The sequence below is a fragment of the Pseudomonas sp. Emmai genome (assembly GCF_055179735.1).
Genome location: NZ_CM143685.1, coordinates 4,233,846 through 4,256,691, shown reverse-complemented (window position 1 = coordinate 4,256,691; position 22,846 = coordinate 4,233,846). Strand labels below are relative to the sequence as shown.

General features: G+C 61.4%; 21 protein-coding genes. 7 read left to right on the top strand and 14 right to left on the bottom strand.

What is annotated here, in order from left to right:
• The first annotated feature begins 31 nt into the window (after positions 1–31).
• Positions 32–958, top strand: coding sequence for a LysR family transcriptional regulator (locus tag ACY4LX_RS19580; protein ID WP_463257512.1), 927 nt, complete (start codon positions 32–34; stop codon positions 956–958).
• On the opposite strand, the gene ACY4LX_RS19575 is transcribed toward ACY4LX_RS19580, so the two are convergent.
• Genes ACY4LX_RS19575 through ACY4LX_RS19555 form a run of 5 tightly spaced genes read right to left on the bottom strand, consistent with a single transcriptional unit; the run spans position 947 to position 8,004 of the window.
• Positions 947–1,882 carry a GNAT family N-acetyltransferase gene (locus tag ACY4LX_RS19575; RefSeq protein WP_463257511.1) on the bottom strand — a complete coding sequence of 312 codons (936 nt, stop codon included), beginning with the start codon at positions 1,880–1,882 and terminating at the stop codon, positions 947–949. The two genes, ACY4LX_RS19580 and ACY4LX_RS19575, sit on opposite strands and share 12 nt — an antisense overlap.
• Positions 1,879–3,168, bottom strand: coding sequence for an AMP-binding protein (locus ACY4LX_RS19570; protein WP_463257510.1), 1,290 nt, complete (start codon positions 3,166–3,168; stop codon positions 1,879–1,881). The genes ACY4LX_RS19575 and ACY4LX_RS19570 overlap by 4 nt, the downstream gene beginning before the upstream one ends.
• A 45-nt stretch (positions 3,169–3,213) precedes the next feature.
• Positions 3,214–5,622, bottom strand: a complete 2,409-nt coding sequence (locus ACY4LX_RS19565; protein ID WP_463257509.1) for an acyl-CoA reductase — start codon at positions 5,620–5,622, stop codon at positions 3,214–3,216.
• A 1-nt stretch (position 5,623) separates the two neighbouring features.
• A complete protein-coding gene (locus ACY4LX_RS19560) occupies positions 5,624–6,754 on the bottom strand; it encodes a LuxE/PaaK family acyltransferase (RefSeq protein WP_463257508.1) in 1,131 nt (376 codons plus the stop codon).
• Between the two features lie 26 nt (positions 6,755–6,780).
• Positions 6,781–8,004: an MFS transporter gene (locus ACY4LX_RS19555; RefSeq protein ID WP_463257507.1), complete on the bottom strand. Its 1,224-nt coding sequence runs from the start codon at positions 8,002–8,004 to the stop codon at positions 6,781–6,783.
• A gap of 572 nt (positions 8,005–8,576) precedes the next feature.
• Here ACY4LX_RS19555 and ACY4LX_RS19550 point away from each other — a divergent pair.
• Positions 8,577–8,765: a hypothetical protein gene (locus ACY4LX_RS19550; RefSeq protein ID WP_149661440.1), complete on the top strand. Its 189-nt coding sequence runs from the start codon at positions 8,577–8,579 to the stop codon at positions 8,763–8,765.
• On the opposite strand, the gene ACY4LX_RS19545 is transcribed toward ACY4LX_RS19550, so the two are convergent.
• Positions 8,755–9,156, bottom strand: a complete 402-nt coding sequence (locus ACY4LX_RS19545; RefSeq protein WP_149661439.1) for a fe2+ zn2+ uptake regulation protein — start codon at positions 9,154–9,156, stop codon at positions 8,755–8,757. The genes ACY4LX_RS19550 and ACY4LX_RS19545 overlap by 11 nt on opposite strands.
• A 255-nt stretch (positions 9,157–9,411) precedes the next feature.
• On the opposite strand from ACY4LX_RS19545, the gene pvdQ reads away from it, so the two are divergent.
• Positions 9,412–11,763, top strand: coding sequence for a bifunctional acylase PvdQ (gene pvdQ, locus ACY4LX_RS19540; protein ID WP_463257506.1), 2,352 nt, complete (start codon positions 9,412–9,414; stop codon positions 11,761–11,763).
• Positions 11,764–11,821: 58 nt separating this feature from the next.
• Here the strand turns inward: pvdQ and ACY4LX_RS19535 are convergent, their stop codons facing one another.
• A complete protein-coding gene (locus ACY4LX_RS19535; protein WP_463257505.1) occupies positions 11,822–12,823 on the bottom strand; it encodes a FecR family protein in 1,002 nt (333 codons plus the stop codon).
• 153 nt (positions 12,824–12,976) lie between these two features.
• On the opposite strand from ACY4LX_RS19535, the gene ACY4LX_RS19530 reads away from it, so the two are divergent.
• The gene (locus ACY4LX_RS19530; protein WP_149661436.1) at positions 12,977–13,246 is read left to right on the top strand and encodes a PepSY domain-containing protein; all 270 of its coding nucleotides are present in this window, start codon (positions 12,977–12,979) and stop codon (positions 13,244–13,246) included.
• A gap of 379 nt (positions 13,247–13,625) precedes the next feature.
• The gene (locus tag ACY4LX_RS19525) at positions 13,626–14,657 is read left to right on the top strand and encodes an Ldh family oxidoreductase (protein WP_463257504.1); all 1,032 of its coding nucleotides are present in this window, start codon (positions 13,626–13,628) and stop codon (positions 14,655–14,657) included.
• Between the two features lie 56 nt (positions 14,658–14,713).
• Here ACY4LX_RS19525 and ACY4LX_RS19520 read toward each other — a convergent pair whose 3' ends face one another.
• Entirely contained in the window at positions 14,714–15,031 is a 318-nt protein-coding gene (locus ACY4LX_RS19520) for an ElaB/YgaM/YqjD family protein (protein WP_149661434.1), read from the bottom strand.
• A gap of 164 nt (positions 15,032–15,195) precedes the next feature.
• Between ACY4LX_RS19520 and ACY4LX_RS19515 the strand changes: the two genes are divergently transcribed.
• Entirely contained in the window at positions 15,196–15,447 is a 252-nt protein-coding gene (locus tag ACY4LX_RS19515; protein WP_054046380.1) for a hypothetical protein, read from the top strand.
• A gap of 174 nt (positions 15,448–15,621) precedes the next feature.
• Here ACY4LX_RS19515 and ACY4LX_RS19510 read toward each other — a convergent pair whose 3' ends face one another.
• On the bottom strand, positions 15,622–16,560 hold the full coding sequence (locus ACY4LX_RS19510; RefSeq protein ID WP_463257503.1) for a LysR family transcriptional regulator: 939 nt from the start codon (positions 16,558–16,560) through the stop codon (positions 15,622–15,624).
• Positions 16,561–16,645: 85 nt separating this feature from the next.
• Between ACY4LX_RS19510 and ACY4LX_RS19505 the strand changes: the two genes are divergently transcribed.
• The gene (locus tag ACY4LX_RS19505; protein WP_463257502.1) at positions 16,646–17,569 is read left to right on the top strand and encodes a carbon-nitrogen hydrolase family protein; all 924 of its coding nucleotides are present in this window, start codon (positions 16,646–16,648) and stop codon (positions 17,567–17,569) included.
• A gap of 165 nt (positions 17,570–17,734) precedes the next feature.
• Here the strand turns inward: ACY4LX_RS19505 and ACY4LX_RS19500 are convergent, their stop codons facing one another.
• The 5 genes from ACY4LX_RS19500 to ACY4LX_RS19480 form a co-directional block, all read right to left on the bottom strand.
• Positions 17,735–18,202, bottom strand: coding sequence for an LEA/WHy family protein (locus ACY4LX_RS19500; protein WP_149662281.1), 468 nt, complete (start codon positions 18,200–18,202; stop codon positions 17,735–17,737).
• Between the two features lie 101 nt (positions 18,203–18,303).
• Complete coding sequence (locus tag ACY4LX_RS19495) at positions 18,304–19,386, bottom strand: nucleoside hydrolase (RefSeq protein WP_463257501.1); 1,083 nt, start codon at positions 19,384–19,386, stop codon at positions 18,304–18,306.
• A 113-nt stretch (positions 19,387–19,499) separates the two neighbouring features.
• Positions 19,500–20,810, bottom strand: a complete 1,311-nt coding sequence (locus tag ACY4LX_RS19490) for an MFS transporter (protein ID WP_463257500.1) — start codon at positions 20,808–20,810, stop codon at positions 19,500–19,502.
• Positions 20,811–21,214: 404 nt separating this feature from the next.
• Complete coding sequence (locus ACY4LX_RS19485) at positions 21,215–21,847, bottom strand: N-carbamoylsarcosine amidohydrolase (RefSeq protein ID WP_463257499.1); 633 nt, start codon at positions 21,845–21,847, stop codon at positions 21,215–21,217.
• A 245-nt stretch (positions 21,848–22,092) separates the two neighbouring features.
• Positions 22,093–22,845 (bottom strand): maleate cis-trans isomerase family protein, encoded by a 753-nt coding sequence (locus tag ACY4LX_RS19480; RefSeq protein ID WP_149661574.1) that lies wholly within the window; start codon positions 22,843–22,845, stop codon positions 22,093–22,095.
• Between the last annotated feature and the right edge of the window lies 1 nt (position 22,846).

The following is a 22,846-nucleotide window of genomic DNA, read 5'->3' as shown; positions in this document are numbered from 1 at the left end:
TTTCTAAATAATCAGCAGGTGCAGCAGAACCATGGACCGTCTCAACGCCATGCGCGTGTTTACCCGGATCGTCGAGTCGGGCGGCTTTGCCAAAGCGGCGGACAGCCTGCAAATGCCCCGGGCCTCGGTGACCATTCTGATCAAGCAACTGGAGGCCCACCTGGGGGTGCAACTGCTGCAGCGCACCACCCGGCAAGTCAGCCTGACCCTCGACGGCGCGGCGTATTACCCGCGATGCGTGCGCTTGCTGGCGGATCTTGAGGAAACCGAAGCGGTGTTTTCCGCCGCCCGGCACAACCCCAAAGGCTTGCTGCGGGTGGACATGCCGGCGGGGATCGGGCGTCTGATCGTGATTCCGGCACTGGCGCAATTCACCGACAGGTACCCGTTGATCGAGCTGGAAATCAGTTTGAACGACCGCACGGTGGACCTGATTCGCGAAGGCATGGACTGTGTGCTGCGTGGCGGTTCACCGCTGGATGACTCACTGGTGGCGCGGCCGCTGGTCACGCTCGATCAGGTGACCTGCGCCAGCCCCGACTACTTGCGGCGTCACGGCGTACCCCTGAACACCTCGCAGCTGCAAGGTCATCAGATGGTGGAGTATTTCTCCGCGACCACGGGCACGCGCTTCGGGCTGGAGTTTGTGGTCGAGGGGCAGGTGCAACCGGTCAATCTGCCGAAGCGGATTTCGGTCAACAGCGCCGATGGTTACATGGCCGCGTGCGAGGCCGGGTATGGATTGGTCCAGGCCCCGTATTACCACGTGGCGCGGCAATTGGAGGAAGGGCGCCTGTGCGAGGTGCTCAGGGAGGCGCCGCCCCCGGGCATGCCGTTGACGGCGCTGTACCCGCCACACCGCCAGTTATCCCGGCGGGTGCGGGTGTTTGTCGACTGGCTGGTTGAACTCTGCGCGCAACCGGGCCAGCCTTTTTACCGAGATGATTCAGGCCGCTGAACGATCGGCGTCGGGGTCCGTTGAGCGTTGCAGCGTGTGATGCAGGTGTTGCATGTGCAAGCAGTGCAGGTCCAGCGCGCGTGACCGGGCGCCGCGATGAAACAGGGCGAGCCATCGCGCCTGATCAGGTGCAGGCATCACCCCGGTGAAGACGAAGCCCTTGCTGTTCAAGCGTTCGACATCCTCGGCAAAGCGCGATGACAGGGCCAGCCGGACCGAAATCAGCCAGTTCCAGGGCAATTCAGTCAGCTGATCGAGCAGGCGTTTGTCCAGGCGTTCGATGACAACATCCACCCTCTGGTGATGCTGCTTCATCTGCAGGGGCCGCGACAGGTAGTCCGGCACAAACGGGTCGCTGCCGAACAGCGAACCCAGATGGTGCATGAACCCTCGGCAGCTTGGCGGCCACGCGATGTCGGGCAGCGGGCAGCTGCGCCCGGCGAGCGGATGGACGCCGACGACGACGCTTTCCGGCAAGGCTTCGGCGAAGGGCGACGGCACGTAGTCCGGCAGCAACCCGGTGCAATGGAACCCCAGCGTTTGCGCCATGCGTTGGGTGTAAGGGTGGTGGGTGACCTGTTTGATCAGGACACAACGACCCGCGACCGCACGGGAGTGTTCCAGCAATTCACGGCCCAGGCGCGTGGCGATGTTCTGTCCGCGCGCCTGCGGGTGGACGACGCTGAGGGCCAGTTCGGCGATGTCGGTTGGGTGCTTGTCCCGGCATAACGCCGCGTGCCCGAGGACCTGCGAGCCGTCCACCGCGAGCATGGATTGCCAGCGCCCGTCGTGGTTGTGCTGGGTGATCAACGTCGGCAGATACACATCCGGCTGCACGTAGTGTTGGCCGTACACCTGTCGAAAAAGCCCGCTGACCGCCGCGGCATCGGAAGGCCGGAAGGGGCGGAAAATCAGCTGACTCATGGCCTGGTCTCCGGCGCGGGCGTGTACTCGCGCAAATCCAGGACACGCAATTGTTTGCCCGAGCGCGGATGCAACGCCAGGTCAGTAACGGCACAAGGGAGAACCCGGAAATCCAGCAAACCGTCTTTGTTCAGGCTGTCGATGGCGGGGTAGTGGGCCATGAGTGCCAGGCGCAACGCCTGGCTCGGCGCTTCGATGGCGTGGGCGCCGTCTTCGGGAACCCAATGCACGCTCAACAGGTCCTTGTGGCCCACCCGTTCGATCCGCAACTGCCACTGCTCGCTGTGGGTGACGCGCTGGACGATGTGGTGTATCTCGTCGGTCAGTAGCGACATCACCCCCACGCGCACCCGCCGACTGTGGACGCTGCGGCCCCTGAGGGCGAATTTACGCCTTGGCGTACCCGCGGGCTCAAGCCAGCAGGCGCGATCACCGACCGGGTAGCGCAGCAGCGGCATCAACCGGCGATTCAGATTGGTCACCACCAACAGGCCCATACGGTCGCACTCATCAATGATGTCGCCGCTGAACTCGTCGATGATCTCGAGCACGGTGTGCTGGTCGAACACCCGATGTTCACCCAGCGCACAGTCTCGGTCGCTGGCCCCGATCAGCCCGGCATCGACACTGGCATAACCGATGGAGGCGACGCGGGCATTGGGGAAGACCTTGGCGAAGATCGGCAGTTGGCTGGCAAACACGCTTTCACCGCCGTAGAGCAGGGTGTCGACGCCACTCAACACGTGCCCATGCTCTGCCAGATACGCCGCATATTTGAGCAACTGTGCCGGTATGCCCGCCAGGACATTGATCCGGTGGTCGCCAATCGCCGCTGTCAGCCCCCGGAAATCGACGTTGCCGGTAAAGGGAAACTCACTGATCGACACCCGCACATGGGTCAGTGACTCGTGGATAAACAGAAAGCTGGCGCAAAGGTCCCCGGAAAAAAACAGGTTGGCGACCCGGTCGCCATTGTTCAATTGCGACGACAGGCTGTCACCGAAAGTCGTGACCAGGGTTCGCCATTCTTCGTGGGTGTAAACCGCCAATTTACCCTGGCTGGTGGTGCCTCCGGTTTTAAACAACAGCGCGTTGTCGACCGGTGCCGTCAGTACCGGCCACTGTTTCAAGTCATGGCTGCCTGCCCAATAGTTGTTTGCGTCGATCAAGGGAATATCGTTTGTGGTGAATCCCTGTAACGGTAAGTGTTTGAGGTGCTGATGATAAAAACGCGAATGTTCACGTATGTATTGCACCAGTTGTTCGAGGGTCAATAGTTCTTTCACTGGAATTCCTTTTTCAGGTTTTAATCTACGGTTAATAAATAATATTTATTGTTGTTTGCGTTGGTCGATAACTAACGGGGTCTTGCCGCTGTGGCGGTTTCGTTCAAATTGAGTGGCGGCGCAGGTATTAACTTCAAGGGTCAGCAGTGCGCCGACAAGGGCCGTTTCAAGTGCCGGGTCGGACACCAATCGGGCGCGAACCTGTTGCGCCTCGCCCTCGGCACGCACCACCATGCGCTCGCACCCGTCGGGCCCATGGTCGAGCACCATTTGAATGGGCACGCCTGCGCAGTGGGCCAGGTGTGAAGGCGAAACGAATACGGTACCGATTCGCAACAATTGCCCATGGCGCTCCAGCAATTGGAACCGTGGCGAACTCAGTCCGCAGGGACAGTTCCCATGCACCCAGCGCCCGGTGTCGCCCACTTCGTAGCGGCGCACGGTCTGACTGTGGCGGGCTCGCGAGGTGAACAGCAGGCGTCCGACCTGACCGTCCTGGACGGGCACATCCTGTTCCAGGTCAACGATTTCCAGATGCTGGGTATCGCACATCAAGTGAAAGACGCCATCGCTGGTCGCCGCGCAGGCATGGCCCAGGGGGCCGGCGTCCACGGAACCGTACATTGCCGAGCGAATCGACGACACGCCGCAGCTTTCCATCAATTGACGACTGGCCAATCCGAGATGCTCGCCAGCGAGAAACACCTTGCGGATACCCCCATAGGCTCGCAGGGTTTTCTGTTCGTTGAGAAACAGCCGGTGCAGGGTGCTCGGCATGCCGATCAGCACGTTGACGTTTTGCTGCACGATCAGCCGGGCGATTTCGCTGAAGTTATCGTCATGCGGCGCGCCCATGGGCAAATGCGTGATGTCCATCAGTTGCAGAACCCAGGAGAAACTGGAAAAACCGCCGTAAAGACTGCCGCCATAGAACAGGTTCATCACTCGGTCCTGTGCCGGATCAAGCCCGGCGGCGAACAGCCCGTCAGCCGCCGCGCGCATTTGCCGCTGAAAGTCGCGGTAGCTGAAACCGGCCAGCGCCGGGGTGCCGCTGCTGCCGCCGGAGCGAAAGAACAGCTGCGCCGACGGGGCGATGGGCTGGGCCTGGAAGGCGTGTTTGTCCATGATCGCCAAGCCCGTGGTGTCCACGGCGGCGGGCAGTGCGTCGAGGCACGCATGGCTGCTCAGCACATTGGCGGGCAGGCTCACCGAGAGGCGGCGGCTCAGGCGGGCCAGCGCGTACACGCCATCGTGGGGCTCGCCGGCATAGCCGTCGTGGATCGCGCCCGCTGGCGCAATGCGCGTGACGCCGGCGTTGACCAGGGTTCGCACCAGCTCCGGTGTGTGTGCCGGCGGGCAAATCAAGGCGCAGCTTTGCAGCACGGTGCGCCAGGGCAGCAGGGTTTCGGCAAGCAGCGCCTGGGGCACCGGTTTGAGCAGCAGGGTCCGAAACAGCGGGGAGGGGGCGAGGGTTTGATGATGCTCCCAGATGACCCGCCAACCCGCTTCGCTCCAGACCTCACCGGTGTGCCCGGCAAAACATTGTTCCAGGCGCGCCATGGCGCAGCGGGTGGTGATTTCCGAGGCTTCCTGGTCGGACGGGACCAGCGCCGGCCAGTGCGCGTTGCGACGTTTGAACGCCTCGGTCAGGCGCATGCCCATGTCGTGCAGGATGGCCGGGTCATCGCTGTCCACCAGCACCCATTGCGGGCTGGAACAGGCTTGTTGATCGAGGCGACAGACTTCGTCCACCAGGGCATCCAGTGCGTCCGGTTGTGCCGCCTCCGGTGAGAGATAAGCGAAGCTGATGCGGTGCCCCCAGTCGATCCAGCGACAGCCGATGGGCACTTGGCTGCGAATCGCCTTGAGCGCGGTTTCGCCGCCCCACGCCGCCACGGCATCGGCCCGGGTGCAGAGGCGTGCGATGTCTGCGGTCGCCACGGGCAGCACCGCGATAAAGTCGGCCAGCCGGCCACTGCTGTCACACCGGCCGAGGGCCTCCAGCAGGCGTGCTGTCAGCCCTTGGTCGCTGGAACTGGGGCGCAACCAGTTGACGTTGCCCGCCAGCAGGCTTTCCAGGACCGCACAAAAGGCGAGCATCGGCGCATTGGCCGGCGTGATGTGTACCACCAGCCCCAGCGGGTGCCAGCTTTCGAAGCGCGGTTGCCGGTAGTCGATGCGCCGCAGGGAGCGTGGTTGTACACCCAGTTCGCGCTCCAGTTTGGGATTCAGATGCTCGGGCTGGCAGAAATCGATCAGTGCCAGGCGTTGATCGTCCTCCAGGCCGAAGTCGAGCTCGCCCGTTTGCAGTTGCCGGGCAAAGCGTGCGGCCGAGGCCACGACGGTGTCACTGTCGACAGGGCTCATCAGCAAGCGCGGCAAGGCCTGGTGCAGAGCATTCAGGGCGGTATCGAGGGCAAGGTCGGCGTGCAGTTGGCCGTTGATCAAATACATCTCAAGCCCTCCCGAGCAGTTCGGCGGCGGCCATGGCGCAGCTACGGCCGGGGCTGGTGCCGGCACGTCCATGCAACTGGAACCAGTCAGTGGCCTGGCCGCAGCCGCAGGTTGCGCCGGGGTACAAGGTGGCCAGGTCGCTCATGACCACGGCATGGGCCGGGCTCGACGAAATATAAGGTGATACGAAGTTCAGCAGGCCGCTTTGGCCATAGGGCTGGACGCTGAAGTCAGCTGGATTGCGCACGAAAACCTTCGAGTAAACCGGTACATGGAAATGATGATGGGCACATTCGATATAGGGCACCGCGTGCTCGACCGCGCCGTAGCCGTCGCGGCAGCGGGCCGGTTCGATGCCCAGTTGCTGCCCGATCCGTTCATAGAGTCGAGCCCGGGAAATCTCCTGCGCGGTGTGGTTTTTCCAGCCGCCGCCGAGAAACACAAATGACCCGGCAGGCAAATCCAGCGGCGCCAGGCCCGTCGCCTGCATGCGTTGCAGCGTCTGCCAGAGGAACGCCGGAAAACCGAAAATGCGCACGGGGAGCTGTTCTTCGGCGAACGCCTGCAAGGCGCGGATCACGCCGAACAGGTCGAACTCGTGACCATCGCCGGTGCGCCGCAGGGCATAGACGACTCGGTTGGCGGGGGCGTAACGACACAGAAACTGATCGGTGTAAGCGGTACCCAGACGGTTATCAGGCTCGGGTTCATAGCTGAGCAGCAAGTAGTTGCACGGGGTGTCCGGGGTGTCCCAACCGTACTGCCGGAAAATCCGTGTGACCATGCCTTGGGCGGCGGCCATGCTGCGATCGTCATAGCGCATGCGGCTCTTCTGGCCGCTGGTGCCGGACGAGGTCAGTTCCAGCGCGCCCTCAGCGGTGGGGCTCAATAGCAGCTGTTGTTTGAAAAAACTGGCGAAGATCGGCGGCAGGCGCGACCAATCCTCCAGGGTGTCCAGAGCCTGGGCATCCAGGCCGTGGCTGTGCAGCCAACGTTCGTAGCCGGGGGTATGGTGGCAATGAAACAGGCTGGTTTCAGCCATGGCGCGATCGAACAAACCCGGCGGTACAGCCTCCAGGTCGTAAGGTTGCACCAGCGCGCACAACGCGTCGGTGTTGGGAAGATGAATCATCGAAATTCCTTTTTTGATTGTTTGATTCAGACGGCGACCGAGGGGTGGCACCGTCGTAGAAATGCGTGCAAAGGCACCAGGCACAGCAGCCCCGCCGTAGCGGCGATCAAGGCGAACGACTCCAGGCTGTCACCGGCCCCGAGCGCCGCAATCAGTGACCCGACGCCGCCCATGATCGAGATGGACAACATGCCGATCATGGCCGACACCAGTCCCTTGCTGTCCTCGCTGGAAAACAGCGCCAAGCGGTACAGCGCGGCATTGCTCATGCCCAGGCCGACGGCGTAGATCGCCAGGCACCCGACCAGTAACCCGGTCGACGCCCCGTAAAAGCCAACGATCAGGAGTGCCGCGAGCCCGGCGCAAAACGGCCAGAGTGCATAGCGCACCAGTTGTGGCAGGGCCGATCCGGTAATCAAGCGGTCGAGCAGCAGGTTGCCGAGAATGACCGCGCCGAACACCGGGATCTGCCAGAGCCCGTAGTGCAGGACTGACAGACCCTGACCCTGGATTAACAACAACGGCGACAGGCCGATCCAGGCAATCAGCGGCAAGCTCATCAGCCCCAGGGCGATGGACGACAGCACAAACCCCCGGTTGCGCAACAACACGCCGTAGCGGCGCACGGTGGCGCGCACGTCGAAGGGCTTGTCGGTGGCTGCGCCGCCCAAGGTTCGCGGAATGAAGACATACAAGCTGACCCAGACCGCCAGGGCGGCGATGCCGAGCAATAAAAACAGCTCTCGCCACGACAGCCATTGCAATAACAAGCTGCCGAACAAAGGCCCCAGCAGTGGCGAGAGCAGGGCAATGTTCCCCAGCCACGCCATGATCCGCACCGCATCGGCCTCGCAGAACACTTCCTGCAAGGCGGGATAACTGACGGCGATGACAAAGCCCAGGCCCATGCCCTGGATCAGGCGCAAGCCGTTGAATGCTCCGATCCCCTGCACCCAGTACGTCGCGCCACACGCCAGGGCAAATAGCGCACTGCCGATCAGCAGCAGCGGACGACGCCCGTAGTGATCGGACAGCGGGCCGATCAGCCACTGCAACAGCACACCGCCGGTCAAATACAGGGTGAATGCATACGGGACATATTCAGGACGGGTGTTCAATTGTTCGGTGACGGTCAGCATGGCGGGCATGATCAAATCGCTGGCCATATAGGTCAGTAGTTCGAAAACAGCGACAGCCAGGCAAAAGCCGGTCAGTTGGAAGCGTCTCCGGTTAGTTGATGAAGTGTGCATGATGTCCTTATCGATACTGTAAAGTTCAAGTTGTAACGCGTGTTGCGTTATATCGAGAGTAATCATCTAACGATATTCGCTCTAGTGCGCGATTGAGACTTATAGTTTCAAGGGTTTGCCATGTATTTCAATTGTTCGGAATGAACTAATGAAAGGCGCGACTGTGGATCCTAAGTTTCAAAAAAGTTGAGAGATTAATAAACGAAAAATGCCCGCAGCAGGGCGGGCATTTGTTCAGGATTGATTAAAAAGAAGTGAATATTTTCTAACGGGTCGAACTAGCGGTGTTGGTAATAACCTGGTCCGCCACGATCATAGTGGTGGTCGCCATGCCAGCCTCCGTGGGGAAAAATGATACAGCCGCTCAGGGACAGGAGAGCGATCAGGGGAATCAGCAGTGTGATTCGACGAAGCATTTCAGAATCCTCATGGTTAGCGCCGCAATGAAGCCAAAACTCTTCATCGGCTGTAACATGAGACTTCGTTTGCGCCTGTTCATCCCCGCCAGAAGGTAGGGGCTTGGCATGCAAGCGGATACAAACCGGATACATTTCAAGTTTCAGGAACCCGCAATGACCCAGTCGCAACGTTTGAAATACTCGATTCTGATCTCCCTGGTCGTCCTGGGGATCATGTTCGGCCTTTCCTATCTGCAAAATGCAGGGATCATCAGCGAGAAGCTGTTCCAGTACATCGCCATCGGCGTGGCCGTGATCGTGGTCATCGTCAATGGCGTGATGCGCCGCAAGGTCAAGCCTTGAGCGAAGCGTGCGAGGCCGATTCGCTGTAGAGAATGGCAATGGCCTGCGGATGCAGGCTATAGCTCTTGTCCGGATTGAGCGTGATCACGCCCTCACTGCATAGCCGCTTCAACACCTCCCGCACACTCAGGAAGGACAGGGGAATATCCAGGTCCAGCAAATGCGTGTGCACGCCGCGCACGCCCAGGTTGCGTTCGCTTTCGGCGGCGCTGAGCAGGGCGTCGATGACTTTGAGGCGAATCAGGCTGGTTCTCAGGCCAAAGCTCTTGAGCAGTACCCGGATTCGTTCGTTTCCGTGGCGATCGGCTCGTTCAAAGATCCCGGAGCCGTGGCTCATGGAAACGCTCTTTGGCGCGTGGCTACCGTCCGTTGGCAGTTGCGAGTTGTACATGCAAAAACTCCTTTTCAGAGCCTGATCAGGAAAAAAATGAGGGTGCTCTCAATCATTAAGACGGACGAGCACGGCAAATCATGAAGACGTTGATGTAGAAAATTTGTCGAGGCCACGTGAGCGCCATGTGATACGGCCGCCGATGATCGTCGCGCCGCCTAAATTTCCTGATGTTTTTTTCGTTCCTAAGGCCAGGCACATTCCGTGTTGTACGCCGGATGTGATTTTTCAGGGCCATGTCCATCAGGAGCGAGCGTGATTATTAGCAGGCAGTTAACCCGGTTGAGTCTTGCAGGTGTGATGCTGGGGTTGAGCCTTGCGGCCAGCGCCCGCAGTGCACCGGAATCTTCGGCCGTGGATATTCGGCGCACCAGTTTCGGCGTGCCGCACATTCGTGCCGAGAACGAACGCGGGCTCGGTTACGGCATCGGCTACGCCTACGCCCAGGACAACCTGTGCCTGATGGCCAACGAGATCGTCACCGTCAACGGCGAGCGCTCGAAGTATTTCGGCCCGGAACAGTTCACCCTCGAAGAACGCGCCAACCTGGCCAGCGACCTGTTTTTCAACTGGCTGAATACGCCCCAGGCGGTGGCCGGTTTCTGGCAGGCGCAAACCCCGCAAGTCAAGGAGCTGATCGACGGTTACGTGGCGGGTTACAACCGCTCGCTGGCCGAGCGCCAGGCCCAGGGTTTGCCGGCTCAATGCGAGGGTGACTGGGTTCGCCCGATTGCCGCGCAGGACCTGGTGAAGCTCACGCGGCGCCTGCTGGTGGAAGGCGGGGTCGGGCAGTTTGCCGAAGCACTGGCCGGCGCGACGCCGCCAGCGAGCGTCGCCCAAGCGGCGGCGGGGGCGGGGGCGCAGTCGTTCCTGGCGGCCGCCGAGCGCCAGCAACGCTTTGCCCTGGATCGCGGCAGCAACGCGGTGGCAATTGGCAGCGAACGCTCATTCAACGGTCGCGGCATGCTGCTGGCCAACCCGCATTTCCCTTGGGTCGGCGGGATGCGCTTCTACCAGATGCACCTGACCATTCCCGGCAAACTGGACGTGATGGGCGCCGCGTTGCCCGGTCTGCCGATGATCAACATCGGGTTCAATCAGCACCTGGCGTGGACCCACACGGTGGATTCGTCCAAGCATTTCACCTTGTATCGCCTGCAACTGGACCCCAAGGATTCCACCCGTTACGTGCTGGATGGCAAGTCGTTGCCGCTGGATAAACAGACGCTGACGGTCAACGTGAAACAGCCGGACGGCCAGGTCAAAGCGGTGTCCCACGTGGTCTACAGCTCGGTGTTCGGCCCCGTGGTGCAGTGGCCGGGCAAGCTCGATTGGGACAAGCAGTTCGCCTACAGCCTGCGCGATGCCAACCTGGACAACGATCGCGTCCTGCAGCAGTGGTACGCGATGAATCGCGCCACCAGCCTCAAGGAATTGCAGGCCTCGGTGCACAAGATCCAGGGCATCCCGTGGGTCAACACCCTGGCAGCGGATGATCAGGGGCAGACGCTGTACATGAACCTGTCGGTGGTGCCGAACGTCAATGCTGACAAACTGGCCAAGTGCAGCGATCCGCGCGCCGGGTTGCAGATGATCGTGCTCGATGGTTCCAACAGTGCCTGCGCCTGGGACATCGACCCGAAGGCCGCGCAAAAGGGCATTTACGCGGCGGACCAGTTACCGCAGCTGCTGCGCAAAGACTTTGTGCAGCATTCCAACGATTCCGCCTGGCTGGCCAACCCGGCGCAACCGCTCACCGGTTTCTCGCCACTGATCAGCCAGGACAGCCAGCCGTTGGGGTTGCGCTCGCGTTTTGCCCTGGATCGCCTGGGCTCGCTGGCCAAGGCCGGGCCGGTGGCGGCGGCGGATCTGCAACGGATGGTGATGGATGATCAGGTGTATCTGGTGGCACAGGTCATGCCGGACCTGCTGAACTTCTGTAGCACGGATCTGGGGGCGGATGCCGCGACACTCGCACCGGTGTGCGCCAGCCTGAAGGCGTGGGATGGCCGGGCGAATCTGGACAGCGGGCTGGGCCTGGTGCATTTCAATATCGTCATGGAGTCGTTGCAGCTTTTACCTGACGTCTGGCGTGTGGTCTTCGACCCGAAAGACGCGCAACACACCCCGCACGGATTGGCTTTCGAACGACCAGACGTTGCCAAAGCCATCCGCGAGGCGATGCTCGCGTCCGTGGAACGGACTGCCCATATGGGACTCAAGCCGGACAGCCGCTGGGGCGACATTCAGGTGGTCAGCAGCGGCGGACAACAAACGTCGATCCACGGCGGGCCGGGCACGTTGGGGATTTATAACGCGATCCAGAGCGTCCCGAGAACCGACGGCAAACTGGAAGTGGTCAGCGGCACCAGTTACCTGCAAATCGTGACCTTCGATGACAAAGGTCCGCACGCCCAGGGATTGCTGGCGTTCTCGTTGTCCAGTGACCCGGCATCGAAATACGCCCGGGACCAGACGCAGGCGTTCTCGAAGAAGCAGTTGAGTGTGTTGCCGTTCACCGAGCAGCAGATCAAGGCTGATCCGCAGTATCAGGTGCAGACGCTGCGCGAATCGGATGAAAAAGCCGGGAAGATAGCGGCGCAATAAACACCGCGCGACAAGTTGTAGCCAACACGAAGGCCGCCTCCCCAAAGGGACGCGGCCTTCAGCTTTTTGGTGCCTGCTGCGGAATCGAATTGAGCACCGGGTTGCCGTTCTCGTTGCGAGTCAGGTACACCGGCAATACCCGGGGCAGGGACGCCACCAGGTTGTTGAGTTCCTTGATGTTGTAGATGCCGCCGATGCGGATCGACGCGGTGCTGTTATCGGCCACCATCACCGGTTTGGCCAGGTAACGGTTGATCAGCGGCAAGGCCTCGCTCAGGGGTAAGTCGTCGAGCACCAGTTTGCCGCTGCGCCAGGCCAGGGCGTTGTCGTTGGCGTAGGTCTGGCTGATCTGCGGCATGTAGTCGCCGTGGCGAAAGCGGGCCTGCATCGCTGGCCCCAGGCGCAAGCCGTCGCCGGCCAGGGCGTCGTTGCTGGTGACCAGCACCGAGCCTTCGATCAGGTTCACCCGCACCTGATCTTCATACAGCCACACGTTGAATTTAGTGCCCGTTACCCGAATCCGGCCTTCGGCGGCGTTGACGATGAAAGGGTGGGTCATGTCGTGGGTGACACTGAAGAACGCTTCACCCTTTTTCAACGTGACCCGACGCTCATCCTTGTAATTGCTGAAGGTCAGTTCACTGCCCAGGTTCAGCTCCACCTGGCTGCCATCCTTCAGGGTGACATGACGCACCGTGTCACTGGCTTCGAAATGCTGATAGGCGTTGGGCAGCCAGCCGAGGTTCCAGCCGCTGTACGCCGCCAGCGGCAGCGCCAGGGCGCAGACAGCCGCGGTGATGCAGTAGCGGCGCCAGGAGGTGGCACGTTGGTTGGGCAGCAGGGGCTCGGCGGACTCAGGGTGCGGCAAATCGCCCGCGACCTCCCAGATTTCCAGCATGGCTTCGAACTCGAAGGCATGCAGCGGATGAGCGTCGCGCCATTGTTCGAACGCCTGGCGCTCCTCGGCGGTGCAGTCGATGGCGTGCAGACGCATGCACCAGTGCGCAGCGGCATCGGTGATGGCGTCGTATTCGGCTTCCGAGAAGGTGTGTTCGGTCATTGACTCATCCTGATTGGCTGCATTCTAACCTTGCGGGCGAGGCGCCGAGAACATCCGTCATGGCAATTACCCATCAAAGTGGAACTTATTTTCCCCGCTGACGCCCAAAAACCAGGACGCATGACGCCTACTATCCACAAATGGAGTGAAAAAATGATCAAAAGAACCTTCGCCGCCCTGATTGCCACCGCCTGTCTGTTCAGCGCTGGCGCTGCATTGGCCGATCGCCCGGGCGCAGGCTGGATCACCATCGAGAAGGCCATCGAAACCGCGAAGACCAAGGCCGGTTACGTCGAGGTCTACGAGATCGAAGCCGATAACAACGGTTACTGGAAAGGCGAGGGCCGCAAGGCCGATGGCGTGGTCTACGAGTTCCGCATTGATGGCGCCTCCGGCAACATCCTGCGCGACCAGAAAGACTAAACCTGTCGGGGCACTGTCATCACAGTGCCCCGATCACTGTTTTATGGCGTGCTGGTGTGCAGTTGCCGCCCCAGGTGGGTGATCAGCCAGGTCACCGAATCGGCATTGCCCAGTTGTACCGCCAGCCTCGCCGAGGCATCCCTCATGAATACCTTTCAGGGGAGCGGGGCAGAGGTCATGGTTTTTCCTCGATGGGGTGGAGGAAAAACGGTAAGGCTGGGGCACGGCGGGTGTGCGGTACATATTGCTGGGGTATTCGAAGTTTCGAGGCTTGACAGGCACCCTGCGCAACAGCGCTTAATCGGCCATGTTTTTTGGGTTGCCGCACAACCCCGTTTCAGCCTGTAGCCAGCACTCAATAATAAAACTGGAGCCTCAGATGACCGCAACACCCGCCTCTTCGAACACGCAAACCCTGGACTTCAATTCACTCGTTCAATTGCTCGAACACATCTTCCTGCGCCACGGCACCTCGGCCGAGGTCGCCAATACCCTGGCCCTGAACTGCGCCGGCGCCGAACGCGACGGCGCCCACAGCCACGGCGTGTTCCGGATTCCCGGTTATGTGTCGACGCTCAACAGCGGCTGGGTCAATGGCCAGGCGGTGCCGGTGGTTGAAGACGTGGCCTCGGGCTTCGTCCGGGTCGATGCCGGCGGTGGCTTTGCCCAACCGGCCCTGGCCGCCGCCCGTGCGTTGCTGGTGGAAAAAGCCCGCAGCGCCGGGATTGCCGTGCTGGCAATCCGCAACTCCCATCACTTCGCTGCGCTGTGGCCAGACGTCGAACCGTTCGCCTATGAAGGCCTGGTGGCCCTGAGCGTGGTCAACAGCATGACGTGCGTGGTGCCCCACGGCGCCGATCGCCCACTGTTCGGCACCAACCCGATTGCTTTCGCCGCGCCACGGGCGGATGGCGACCCCATCGTGTTCGACCTGGCCACCAGTGCCATCGCCCATGGCGACGTGCAGATCGCCGCGCGCAACGGCGAGCGCCTGTCGCCGGGCATGGGTGTGGACAGCCTGGGCCAGCCGACCCAGGATCCGAAAGCGATTCTCGAGGGCGGTGCGTTGCTGCCGTTCGGCGGGCACAAGGGCTCGGCGTTGTCGATGATGGTGGAGTTGCTGGCCGCGGCGTTAACCGGCGGCAATTTTTCTTTCGAATTCGATTGGTCGAACCACCCGGGGGCGAAGACGCCGTGGACCGGGCAACTGCTGATCGTGATCGACCCGAGCAAGGCCGCCGGGCAGAACTTCGCCGAACGCAGCCAGGAACTGGTGCGGCAGATGCATGGCGTGGGGTTGAAGCGTTTGCCGGGGGATCGGCGGCATCACCAGCGTGCCAAATCAGCGGCTGGGGGGATCGAGTTGGAGGCGGATGTTTTGGCGAATTTGCGGGAATTGGCTGGGCTCTGAGCCTTGTGGAGCAAAAAAGGCGAGCATCAAGCTCGCCTTTTTTTATGCAGAACCGATCAACGACGACCGAGCAACAACCCGACCACCAGGCCGAAACCGGCAGAAATCGCCACGGTCTGCCACGGGTGGCCACCGATATAGGTTTCAGTGGCGTCGACCGCCGGTTTGGTGCGTTCGCGCACGCTGGTCACTGATTCCAGCGCCTGTTGCAGCTTCTGGGCGACTTGTCCGCGCAGGGTATCGGCTTCCTCGCCCACCAGCGACGCACTGCTTTTGAGCAGCTTGTCCGATTCTTCGATCAGCGCCTGAAGCTCACTGAATGCCTGATCCTTGATTTGGTCTGCGGCGTTTTGTACGGCTGTTTTGCGGGCCATTGAGTAACTCCTTGCGGGTAAGTGGGCAGTGAACAATGGAGTCTCGGGCGATTGAAAAAGTTGCACTCATTTTGTGTGCAGGCTCCACCCTGAGGAAAAATCCAGGGTCGGAGATTTCCTCCTACGGTGTAAGATGTCGCCTATTTACGCCGCAGGTATTTCCCATGAGCTTCAATCTGGCCGACAAACCCCTTGCCGAGCGCGCTGCGCTTGAAGACGAAAAATCCCGTCTGTTCGACCTCTGGCAAAGCAACCTGGGCAAGTCCAAAGGCGAAGCGGCGCGGTTATTCGGTGAACGGGCCAAGCGCAAAGGCAAATGGGCGGAATGGGTTCGCTCCGAGCTCGACCTCCTGTCGCCGCCAGAATACGCCAACATGGTGCGCAGTGAAGTCAATCGCCTGATGGCCGCCAAATAATTCCAGGTTGACCCCCACCCTGTAGGAGCGAGGCTTGCCCGCGAAGGCGTCATATCATCCAGCATCGACGTCGAATGACACACCGCCTTCGCTGTAGGAGCAAGGCTTGCCCGCGATGACGATCTCAAGGATGCCATCGCGGGCAAGCCTTGCTCCTACAGGGTGGGGCGTCGTTTATAGGTGTGAGTCGTTGAAATCGTCATCGCGGGGAAAAATCGCCACAATCGCCTCGCGCACCTTCAACACCACCGGATCCAGTTGCGCGCTGGTGCGCCAGCCCAGTTCGATGGGGTAACGCGGCAACGCCAGCGGGCAGGGCAGTAGCGTCAGACCGCTGAGTGCCGCGATGCTTTGCGCGGCGTGGGCCGGAATGGTCGCCACTGCCTGACTGCCCTTGAGCAGATGCGGCAACGCCGCAAAGTGTGTGGTCGAGGCGCACACCCGCCGACTCAAGCCCAGCGCCGCCAAACCCTCATCGGTGATCCCGATAAAACCACCCGACGACACCAGAATGTGCTCCCGCGCCACGAACTCCTCCAGGCTGAGGGCCTGCTGCCCTGGCGCCAGGCTGATCGGGTCGACCAGGCACAGATAACCCCCTTCGCCCAGCACCTGCCGGCTGAGCAAGCGCTCGGCAAAACCGCCCGCCGTGATCGCCAGGTCGATGCTGCGTTCCATCAAGGCCTGGGCCACGATCTGGCTGTGGGTCTGGCGGAAGATCAACCGCAGTTTCGGCGCGGTGCGGGCGATCTCGTCAATCAGCCGCCGCCCGTAGGCGATCTCGAAGTCATCCGACAGCCCCACGGTGACCGAACGACCTTCGTAGTGACCCGCCGCCGGGTCGACCATGGCCAGGCTCTGTCGGCATTTGTTCAGCGCATCGCTGACCACCGGTTTGAGCTGATTGGCCTTGAGCGTCGGCGCCAAACCACGCCCGGTGCGCACGAACAATTGATCGCCATACACCTCCCGCAACCGGCGCAATGCGGCGCTGACCGCCGATTGCGTGACGCCCAGGCGCAGCGCGGCACGGCTGGCGCTGGACTCTTCGTGCAAGGCTTCGAAGACTTTGAGCAGGTTGAGATCGACGGTGGCGATATTCATGGTGTTCATATCATTCAGCAGCGAACGGGGCTTTATTCATGATCCGGCGCGGGCGGAAAATCAGCAACACCTCATTGCCGTCGGAGTTACCGAGATGTCCAAGTCAATCGTTGCTGCCCTGCAAATCGGCGCCTTGCCCGGTGGCAAGGGCGAAACCCTGGAACAGATCCTGTCCTGGGAAAACCCCATCATCGAGTCCGGTGCCGCGCTGGTGGTGATGCCGGAAGCTTTGCTGGGCGGCTATCCCAAAGGTGAAGCGTTCGGTACGCAATTGGGCTATCGCCTGCCGGAGGGGCGCGAGGCGTTTGCGCGGTACTTCGCCAACGCCATCGACGTGCCGGGCGTCGAGACCGAAGCCTTGGCCGGGTTGTCGGCGCGCACCGGGGCCAATCTGGTCATCGGCGTGATCGAACGCGCGGGCAGCACCTTGCATTGCACCGCGTTGTACTTCGACCCTGCGGCCGGGCTGGTCGCCAAACACCGCAAACTGATGCCGACCGGCACCGAACGGCTGATCTGGGGCAAGGGCGATGGCTCGACGTTGGCGGTGATCGACAGCCAGGTCGGGCGCCTCGGCGCCGTGGTGTGCTGGGAAAACATGATGCCGTTGCTGCGCACCGCGATGTACGCCAAAGGCGTCGAAGTGTGGTGTGCACCGACCGTGGATGAACGCGAGATGTGGCAGGTCAGCATGCGCCACATCGCCCACGAGGGCCGGTGCTTTGTGGTCAGTGCCTGTCAGGTGCAGGACTCGCCGCAAGCCTTGGGCGTGGACATTGCCAACTGGCCGGCGGATCGACCGTTGATAGCCGGTGGCAGTGTGATCGTCGGGCCGATGGGCGACATTCTGGCCGGGCCGCTGCGGGGCGGGCCGGGTTTGCTGACCGCTGAAATCGACACCGACGAGTTGATTCGCGCTCGCTACGACTTCGATGTGGTGGGGCACTATGCGCGGCCGGATGTGTTCGAGCTGAGCGTGGATGAGCGCGCCAAACCCGGCGTGCGCTTCACCGCATAATCCTCGGTTGCCACAAACCCTGTGTGCGCTTCACCGCATATCTTTCGGTTGCGGCATCCCTGTAGGAGCGAGGCTTGCCCGCGAAGGCGGTGTGTCAGTCGACATCTATGTTGGATGACACTCCGCCTTCGCGGGCAAGCCTCGCTCCTACAAAGGGGGGCGGGGTTACCAGGTTGCAGCGGCGGACCCCGGAAAACTCAGCTTGCCGGTATCGACAAAACGCATGGTGCCAAACAAGCCGCCGGCCAGTTTGCCGCGCAGTACGTAGGGCAGGTTGTCGAGGGTTTGCGTCTGGCTCAGGCCCAGGGTCTGGCGCAATACAGAGAAGGCCGAGACGCTCACCGGCACGGTCAGCACGGCTTCGGAAAAGCGCGGGATCGTGCCTGATTGATCGCTGACGCCCGAGGCCAATGGTCGGCCGTTGACTTCCAGGTCCAGGGCCACGCCGTTGTAGTCGATCGCGGTTTCGTTCGGGTTCTGCACGCGGATCTTCACCGCGAAGCGCACTTCCAGGTCCTGACTTTGCAGCGGTTCGATGCCGACCACGTTGATGTTCAGCGGATCGCGATTGGGGAACAGCGCGCAGGCGCTCAGGGACAGCAACAGCAGGGACAGGGCAAGGAGTCTGCGCATCTAAAGGCTCTCGACAGAAAAAGGGACTGAACCGCCGTTGAAGATTATCCGGCGGCTCACCTGTGCGACCACGCTCACTGTGAGGGGTTCGCTGCGGGCTGTCACTTGTTCATCTTGACCGGTGTCGGCAAAGTCACGAGGTTGACGTAGCCGTCCCAGAATTGCTTCTGGTCGATGGCGAATACCACCTTGGCTTTTTGCGTGCCCACCGGCGGGCTCTTCTTGTAGCCAAGGGCCCGGCCGTAGTCGGCGCCGAACTGCGCGTCCACATCCACCCACAAATCCCGGGACTCGGTGACGATGTCCGGTTGTACCAGGAACAGCGCTGGCAGGCTGTCCCAAGTGAAGCTGTGATAGGCCGGATCCTTGTCGAACAGCGCGCCGAATTCATGCTTGTACAGGTCGGCAATGGGGCCCGGTTTGGCGATCACCCGTTTGTACACCGCAGCATCGAAGGTGACTTTCTCGCAGACATCGTTGGGGAAAATCACGTGTTCGATGGGCGAACGCAGGACGATCTTCGCCGCCTCGGGATCGAACCACCAGTTGAACTCGGCGGCCGGCGTGGTGTTGCCCGGAATCTCGATCGCGCCGCCCATGTACACGATGCGTTTGATCAGCGGCACGATGTCCGGCGCGGAACGGATCGCCAGCGCAATGTTGGTCAGCGGCCCGACCGCCAGCAGCGTCACTTCATGGGGGTTGGCGCGCACGCTGTCGACGATGAACTGCGCGGCGGTTTCCTTGCGCAATGTGGTGTGGGCCGCCAGGCCATCCGGCGGCGCGACCAATTGCGCGGCGTTTGTAGGGCGAGCGGCTTTGAACGCCCCCGGCCAACCGGCGCCGAACAGCGCCTGTTCCTGCGGATACGTAGCGAAGTCATGCAGCAGCGGATACGCCGCGCCGGAATACACCCCGACCTCTTTGTCCACGCCCATGCGCTCGACAGCCTTGAGCGCGTCGACCTGCTCCTGATCGACCCAGGCGTTGCCGCTGACCAGGGTCATGCCGAGCAGGTCGATGCGTTTTTGCGCGTGCAACTGGGCGAGCATGATGAAGGCCTGGCCGTCATCGTTGAGCACGTTGAAGTCGGTGTCGAAGATGACTTTTTCCGCCGCTTGCAGGGACCCGGCACACAGGCCGGCGGCGGCGAGCAGGGCACAGCGTTTGATCAAACCTTGCATGAGGGACACACCTGACAGGTTGGAAATGAACACCTGTAGGAGCAAGGCTTGCCCGCGATGGCGTCGGTGAAATCGCCATCGCGAGCAAGCTTTGCTCCTACGGGGCCGAGGGGTTAGCGGTTAACCAATTTGGCCGGCAACGCGATGACCAGGAAACTGCTGAGAATCAAACACCCGGCAAAGAACCACAGCGCCCCGGCGCTGCTGCCCGTGACATCAATCGCCACGCCCATCAGCGAATTGCTCACCAACCCGGCAATGTTCGCCAACGAACAGGCGAGGGCAAACCCGGTCGCCGCCGCCGTGCCTTTGAGAAACGTCGCCGGCAGGCTGAAGAACACCGGCACCGCACCAATGATTGCTGCCGAGGCAATGGCGAACAGCGCCACGGTCGCCACCACGTTGTGCACGAAGAACGGCGCCGTGGCCATGGCCGCCGCACCGACCAGGAACGGCACGATGATGTGCCAGCGGCGTTCGCGGTGTTTGTCCGAACTGGCGCCAATCAGCAGCATCCCCAGCAGCGCGGCGACGCTCGGCAATGCGGTGAGAATGCCGATGTGGAAGGTGTCGACGATCCCGGCGTTGCGGATGAAGGTCGGCATCCAGAAACCCATGGCGTAGGCGCTGAGCAGGATCGAGAAGTCGATGCCGCCGAGCATCCACACTTTCAGGTTGAAGAAGCCGTCGCGAAAGCTGTGCTTGCTGTCGCTGGCACCGGCCTCGTCGGCGCGCAGCTCCTGTGCCAGCAGGGATTTCTCGTCCTCGTTGAGCCACTTGGCTTGTTGATAGCTGTTCGGCAGCGCCCAGAAGGTCAGGATGCCGAGCAATACGCTGGGCACCGCTTCGATCAGGAACAGCCATTGCCAGCCGTGCAAACCGCCGAGGGTGTCGAAATGGCTCATCACCCAACCCGACAGCGGCCCGCCAATCACGCTGGACAACGGCAAACCGATCATGAACAGGGCGATGATGCGCCCGCGTCGATAGGTCGGGAACCAAGTGGTCAAGTAATACAGGACTCCGGGCAGGAAACCGGCTTCGGCGGCACCGAGCAAAAACCGCAGAACGTAGAACTGAGTGGTGGAGGTCACGAGCATGGTGCAGGCCGAGAGCAGGCCCCAAGTAATCATGATCCGGGCGATCCAGATCTTCGCCCCGACTTTTTCCAGCACCAGGTTGCTCGGCACTTCGAACAGGATGTAGCCGACAAAAAACAGCCCGGCGCCGAGGCCGAACGCGGTTTCGCTGAAATGCAGTTGATCGAGCATCTGCAGTTTGGCGAAGCCGATGTTGATCCGGTCGAGGTACGCGGCCAGGTAGCAGAAACACAGGAAGGGAATCAGCTTCCAGGTGATCTTGTGGTACAGCGCTTGAATCGGGTCGGCGACCGTGGTCGCGGGTGCTGCATTCGCAATGGGCATCGGATGTCTCCTGGCGGTGACTTATGGTTTTTATACAGCCGCTTTTTTCAGCGCTTTGGCGCGCTGAAAGCGGCGTCCAAAGGCAGTGTCAGAAGACTGGGCGCTCGCTCGTGGGCGAGTTGGGCTCAGTTTTTTTCGTTTGGGTTTGGCAGGCCCGATACCAGCCAGACAATCTTCCGTCATGCACTGTTTTTGTGGCGAGGGAGCTTGCTCCCGCTCGAGTGCGCAGCACTCGCAAAATCAATCGGTGCGACCACCATTTTGGGGCTGCTTCGCAACCCAGCGCGAGCAAGCTCGCTCGCCACAGGACAGTGTTCGACTGGAGGTCTTGACTGTGTGGCCGTTGTCCCTTTCAAACCCGACAAGACCAGCGCTCTAACCGGCGCGGGTTCTTGTCGCACGCATTACATTGTTTTGAAGTGGGCAATCGCCTCCTGTTTGCTGACGACATCGCCGTATTTGCTGTCGATGTCGAACAGGTTGGCTTCGTGGGGCGCCGGGTGGCGGTCGCCGACACATTCGCGCACGACGATGGTGCGGAAGCCGTGTTGCACCGCGTCCACCGCCGTCGCCCGAATGCAGCCGCTGGTGGAGCAACCGGCCAGCACCACGGTGTCGATCCCTTGGGCGTGCAGCATCGAGGCCAGGCTGCTGCCGAAAAAAGCGCTGGCGTACTGTTTGCTGATCACCACTTCATCGGCCTGCGGCAGTACCTCTTCGCAAAACGCCGCCAGAGGATTGCCCTCGACCATGTCCTTCATCACCGGCGCCTTCTTCACCCAGATCCCACCGTCAGCAAAATGGCCGGGATGGTAGCGGATATTGGTGTGCACCACCGGGATGCCATGGTGCCGGGCGCTGGTCAGCAACTCGACGCTTTGAGCCACGGCACTGACCACGCCAGGGGCGTACAGCGGCGCGCCTTCGGTGGTGTAGCCGCGCATGAAATCGATCATCAGCAACGCAGCCTTCTGCCCAAACCCGATGCGCTGACCCCATACGCCTTGATAGTTGTCGTTGGCGGTTTGTTCGCTCATTTCATTACGTCCTCATTCTTTGGCATTGCCAACATTCTCTTGGGCACTGCAAATACTCTCTTGGGCACTGCAAATACCCTCTCTGCATTGCAAATAACCTGTGGCGAGGGAGCTTGCTCCCGCTGGGCTGCGAAGCAACCCCAGTCCCATCACCGCGTTATTTCAGACAGAACTTCATGGTCGATTTGGGGGCTGCTACGCAGCCCAGCGGGAGCAAGCTCCCTCGCCACAAAAGCCCGCATGCCTCAATAAGCGCCGGAGAGCAGGGCACCCGCACCGGGAACGATCGGCTCCAGGTCCAGGGCCTTGAGCATGGCGTAGGTGGTGGCGATGGCCGCGGTCAGCACCGGTTTGCCGGTTTGCGCTTCGACTTGCGCCACCACCGGCAGCGACTGCATCTGCACGCAGGCCGACAGCACAATCACATCCACCCCTTCCAGATTCATGCCAGCCACGATGCCGGGCAGGTTCGCCGGGTCGTGCCGGGCCACGGCCAGGTTGTCGGGGATCTCCAGGGCGCGCCAATCCACCACTTCAAAGCCTTCTTCGCGAATGTAATCGACCACCAGTTCCGTCAGCGGCTTCATGTACGGCGCGACGATGGCAATGCGTTTGGCGCCCATGACTTTCAAGCCTTCGATCAACGCACCGGCACTGGTGATCACCGGCGCGTTGGCATCGTTATCGGCGGTGGCTTTGCGCAGCCGTTGCTCGGACTGGCGATGATAACCGAGCCCCATGGCCATGATCGCCACCAGGCAGGCATACCCCAGCACATCGACCTTGGCGTCGGACAGTTCAATGGCGCAACGGTCGGATTCGCCGTCCATCGCCGCCAGTTCTTCCTTGCGCACTTGCTTCATGCGCATGCGGCTGGAGTGGAAAGTGAAACGTTCCGGGCGGATCAACTGGCGCGCATTGAGCATCGCCGGGATCTCGGTTTCCATGGTGGTGTTGGAGCTCGGCACAATCTGGCCGATGCGGTAGGGCTTGAGCATA

Bases quoted from the DNA above. Each gene is read 5' to 3' on its own strand.
- ACY4LX_RS19580 (WP_463257512.1), top strand. From the start codon at position 32: ATGGACCGTCTCAACGCCATGCGCGTGTTTACCCGGATCGTCGAGTCG.
- ACY4LX_RS19575 (WP_463257511.1), bottom strand. From the start codon at position 1,882: ATGAGTCAGCTGATTTTCCGCCCCTTCCGGCCTTCCGATGCCGCGGCG.
- ACY4LX_RS19565 (WP_463257509.1), bottom strand. From the start codon at position 5,622: ATGTATTTGATCAACGGCCAACTGCACGCCGACCTTGCCCTCGATACC.
- ACY4LX_RS19560 (WP_463257508.1), bottom strand. From the start codon at position 6,754: ATGATTCATCTTCCCAACACCGACGCGTTGTGCGCGCTGGTGCAACCT.
- ACY4LX_RS19555 (WP_463257507.1), bottom strand. From the start codon at position 8,004: ATGCACACTTCATCAACTAACCGGAGACGCTTCCAACTGACCGGCTTT.
- ACY4LX_RS19550 (WP_149661440.1), top strand. From the start codon at position 8,577: ATGACCCAGTCGCAACGTTTGAAATACTCGATTCTGATCTCCCTGGTC.
- ACY4LX_RS19545 (WP_149661439.1), bottom strand. From the start codon at position 9,156: ATGTACAACTCGCAACTGCCAACGGACGGTAGCCACGCGCCAAAGAGC.
- ACY4LX_RS19535 (WP_463257505.1), bottom strand. From the start codon at position 12,823: ATGACCGAACACACCTTCTCGGAAGCCGAATACGACGCCATCACCGAT.
- ACY4LX_RS19530 (WP_149661436.1), top strand. From the start codon at position 12,977: ATGATCAAAAGAACCTTCGCCGCCCTGATTGCCACCGCCTGTCTGTTC.
- ACY4LX_RS19525 (WP_463257504.1), top strand. From the start codon at position 13,626: ATGACCGCAACACCCGCCTCTTCGAACACGCAAACCCTGGACTTCAAT.
- ACY4LX_RS19520 (WP_149661434.1), bottom strand. From the start codon at position 15,031: ATGGCCCGCAAAACAGCCGTACAAAACGCCGCAGACCAAATCAAGGAT.
- ACY4LX_RS19515 (WP_054046380.1), top strand. From the start codon at position 15,196: ATGAGCTTCAATCTGGCCGACAAACCCCTTGCCGAGCGCGCTGCGCTT.
- ACY4LX_RS19510 (WP_463257503.1), bottom strand. From the start codon at position 16,560: ATGAACACCATGAATATCGCCACCGTCGATCTCAACCTGCTCAAAGTC.
- ACY4LX_RS19505 (WP_463257502.1), top strand. From the start codon at position 16,646: ATGTCCAAGTCAATCGTTGCTGCCCTGCAAATCGGCGCCTTGCCCGGT.
- ACY4LX_RS19500 (WP_149662281.1), bottom strand. From the start codon at position 18,202: ATGCGCAGACTCCTTGCCCTGTCCCTGCTGTTGCTGTCCCTGAGCGCC.
- ACY4LX_RS19495 (WP_463257501.1), bottom strand. From the start codon at position 19,386: ATGCAAGGTTTGATCAAACGCTGTGCCCTGCTCGCCGCCGCCGGCCTG.
- ACY4LX_RS19490 (WP_463257500.1), bottom strand. From the start codon at position 20,810: ATGCCCATTGCGAATGCAGCACCCGCGACCACGGTCGCCGACCCGATT.
- ACY4LX_RS19485 (WP_463257499.1), bottom strand. From the start codon at position 21,847: ATGAGCGAACAAACCGCCAACGACAACTATCAAGGCGTATGGGGTCAG.
- ACY4LX_RS19480 (WP_149661574.1), bottom strand. From the start codon at position 22,845: ATGCTCAAGCCCTACCGCATCGGCCAGATTGTGCCGAGCTCCAACACC.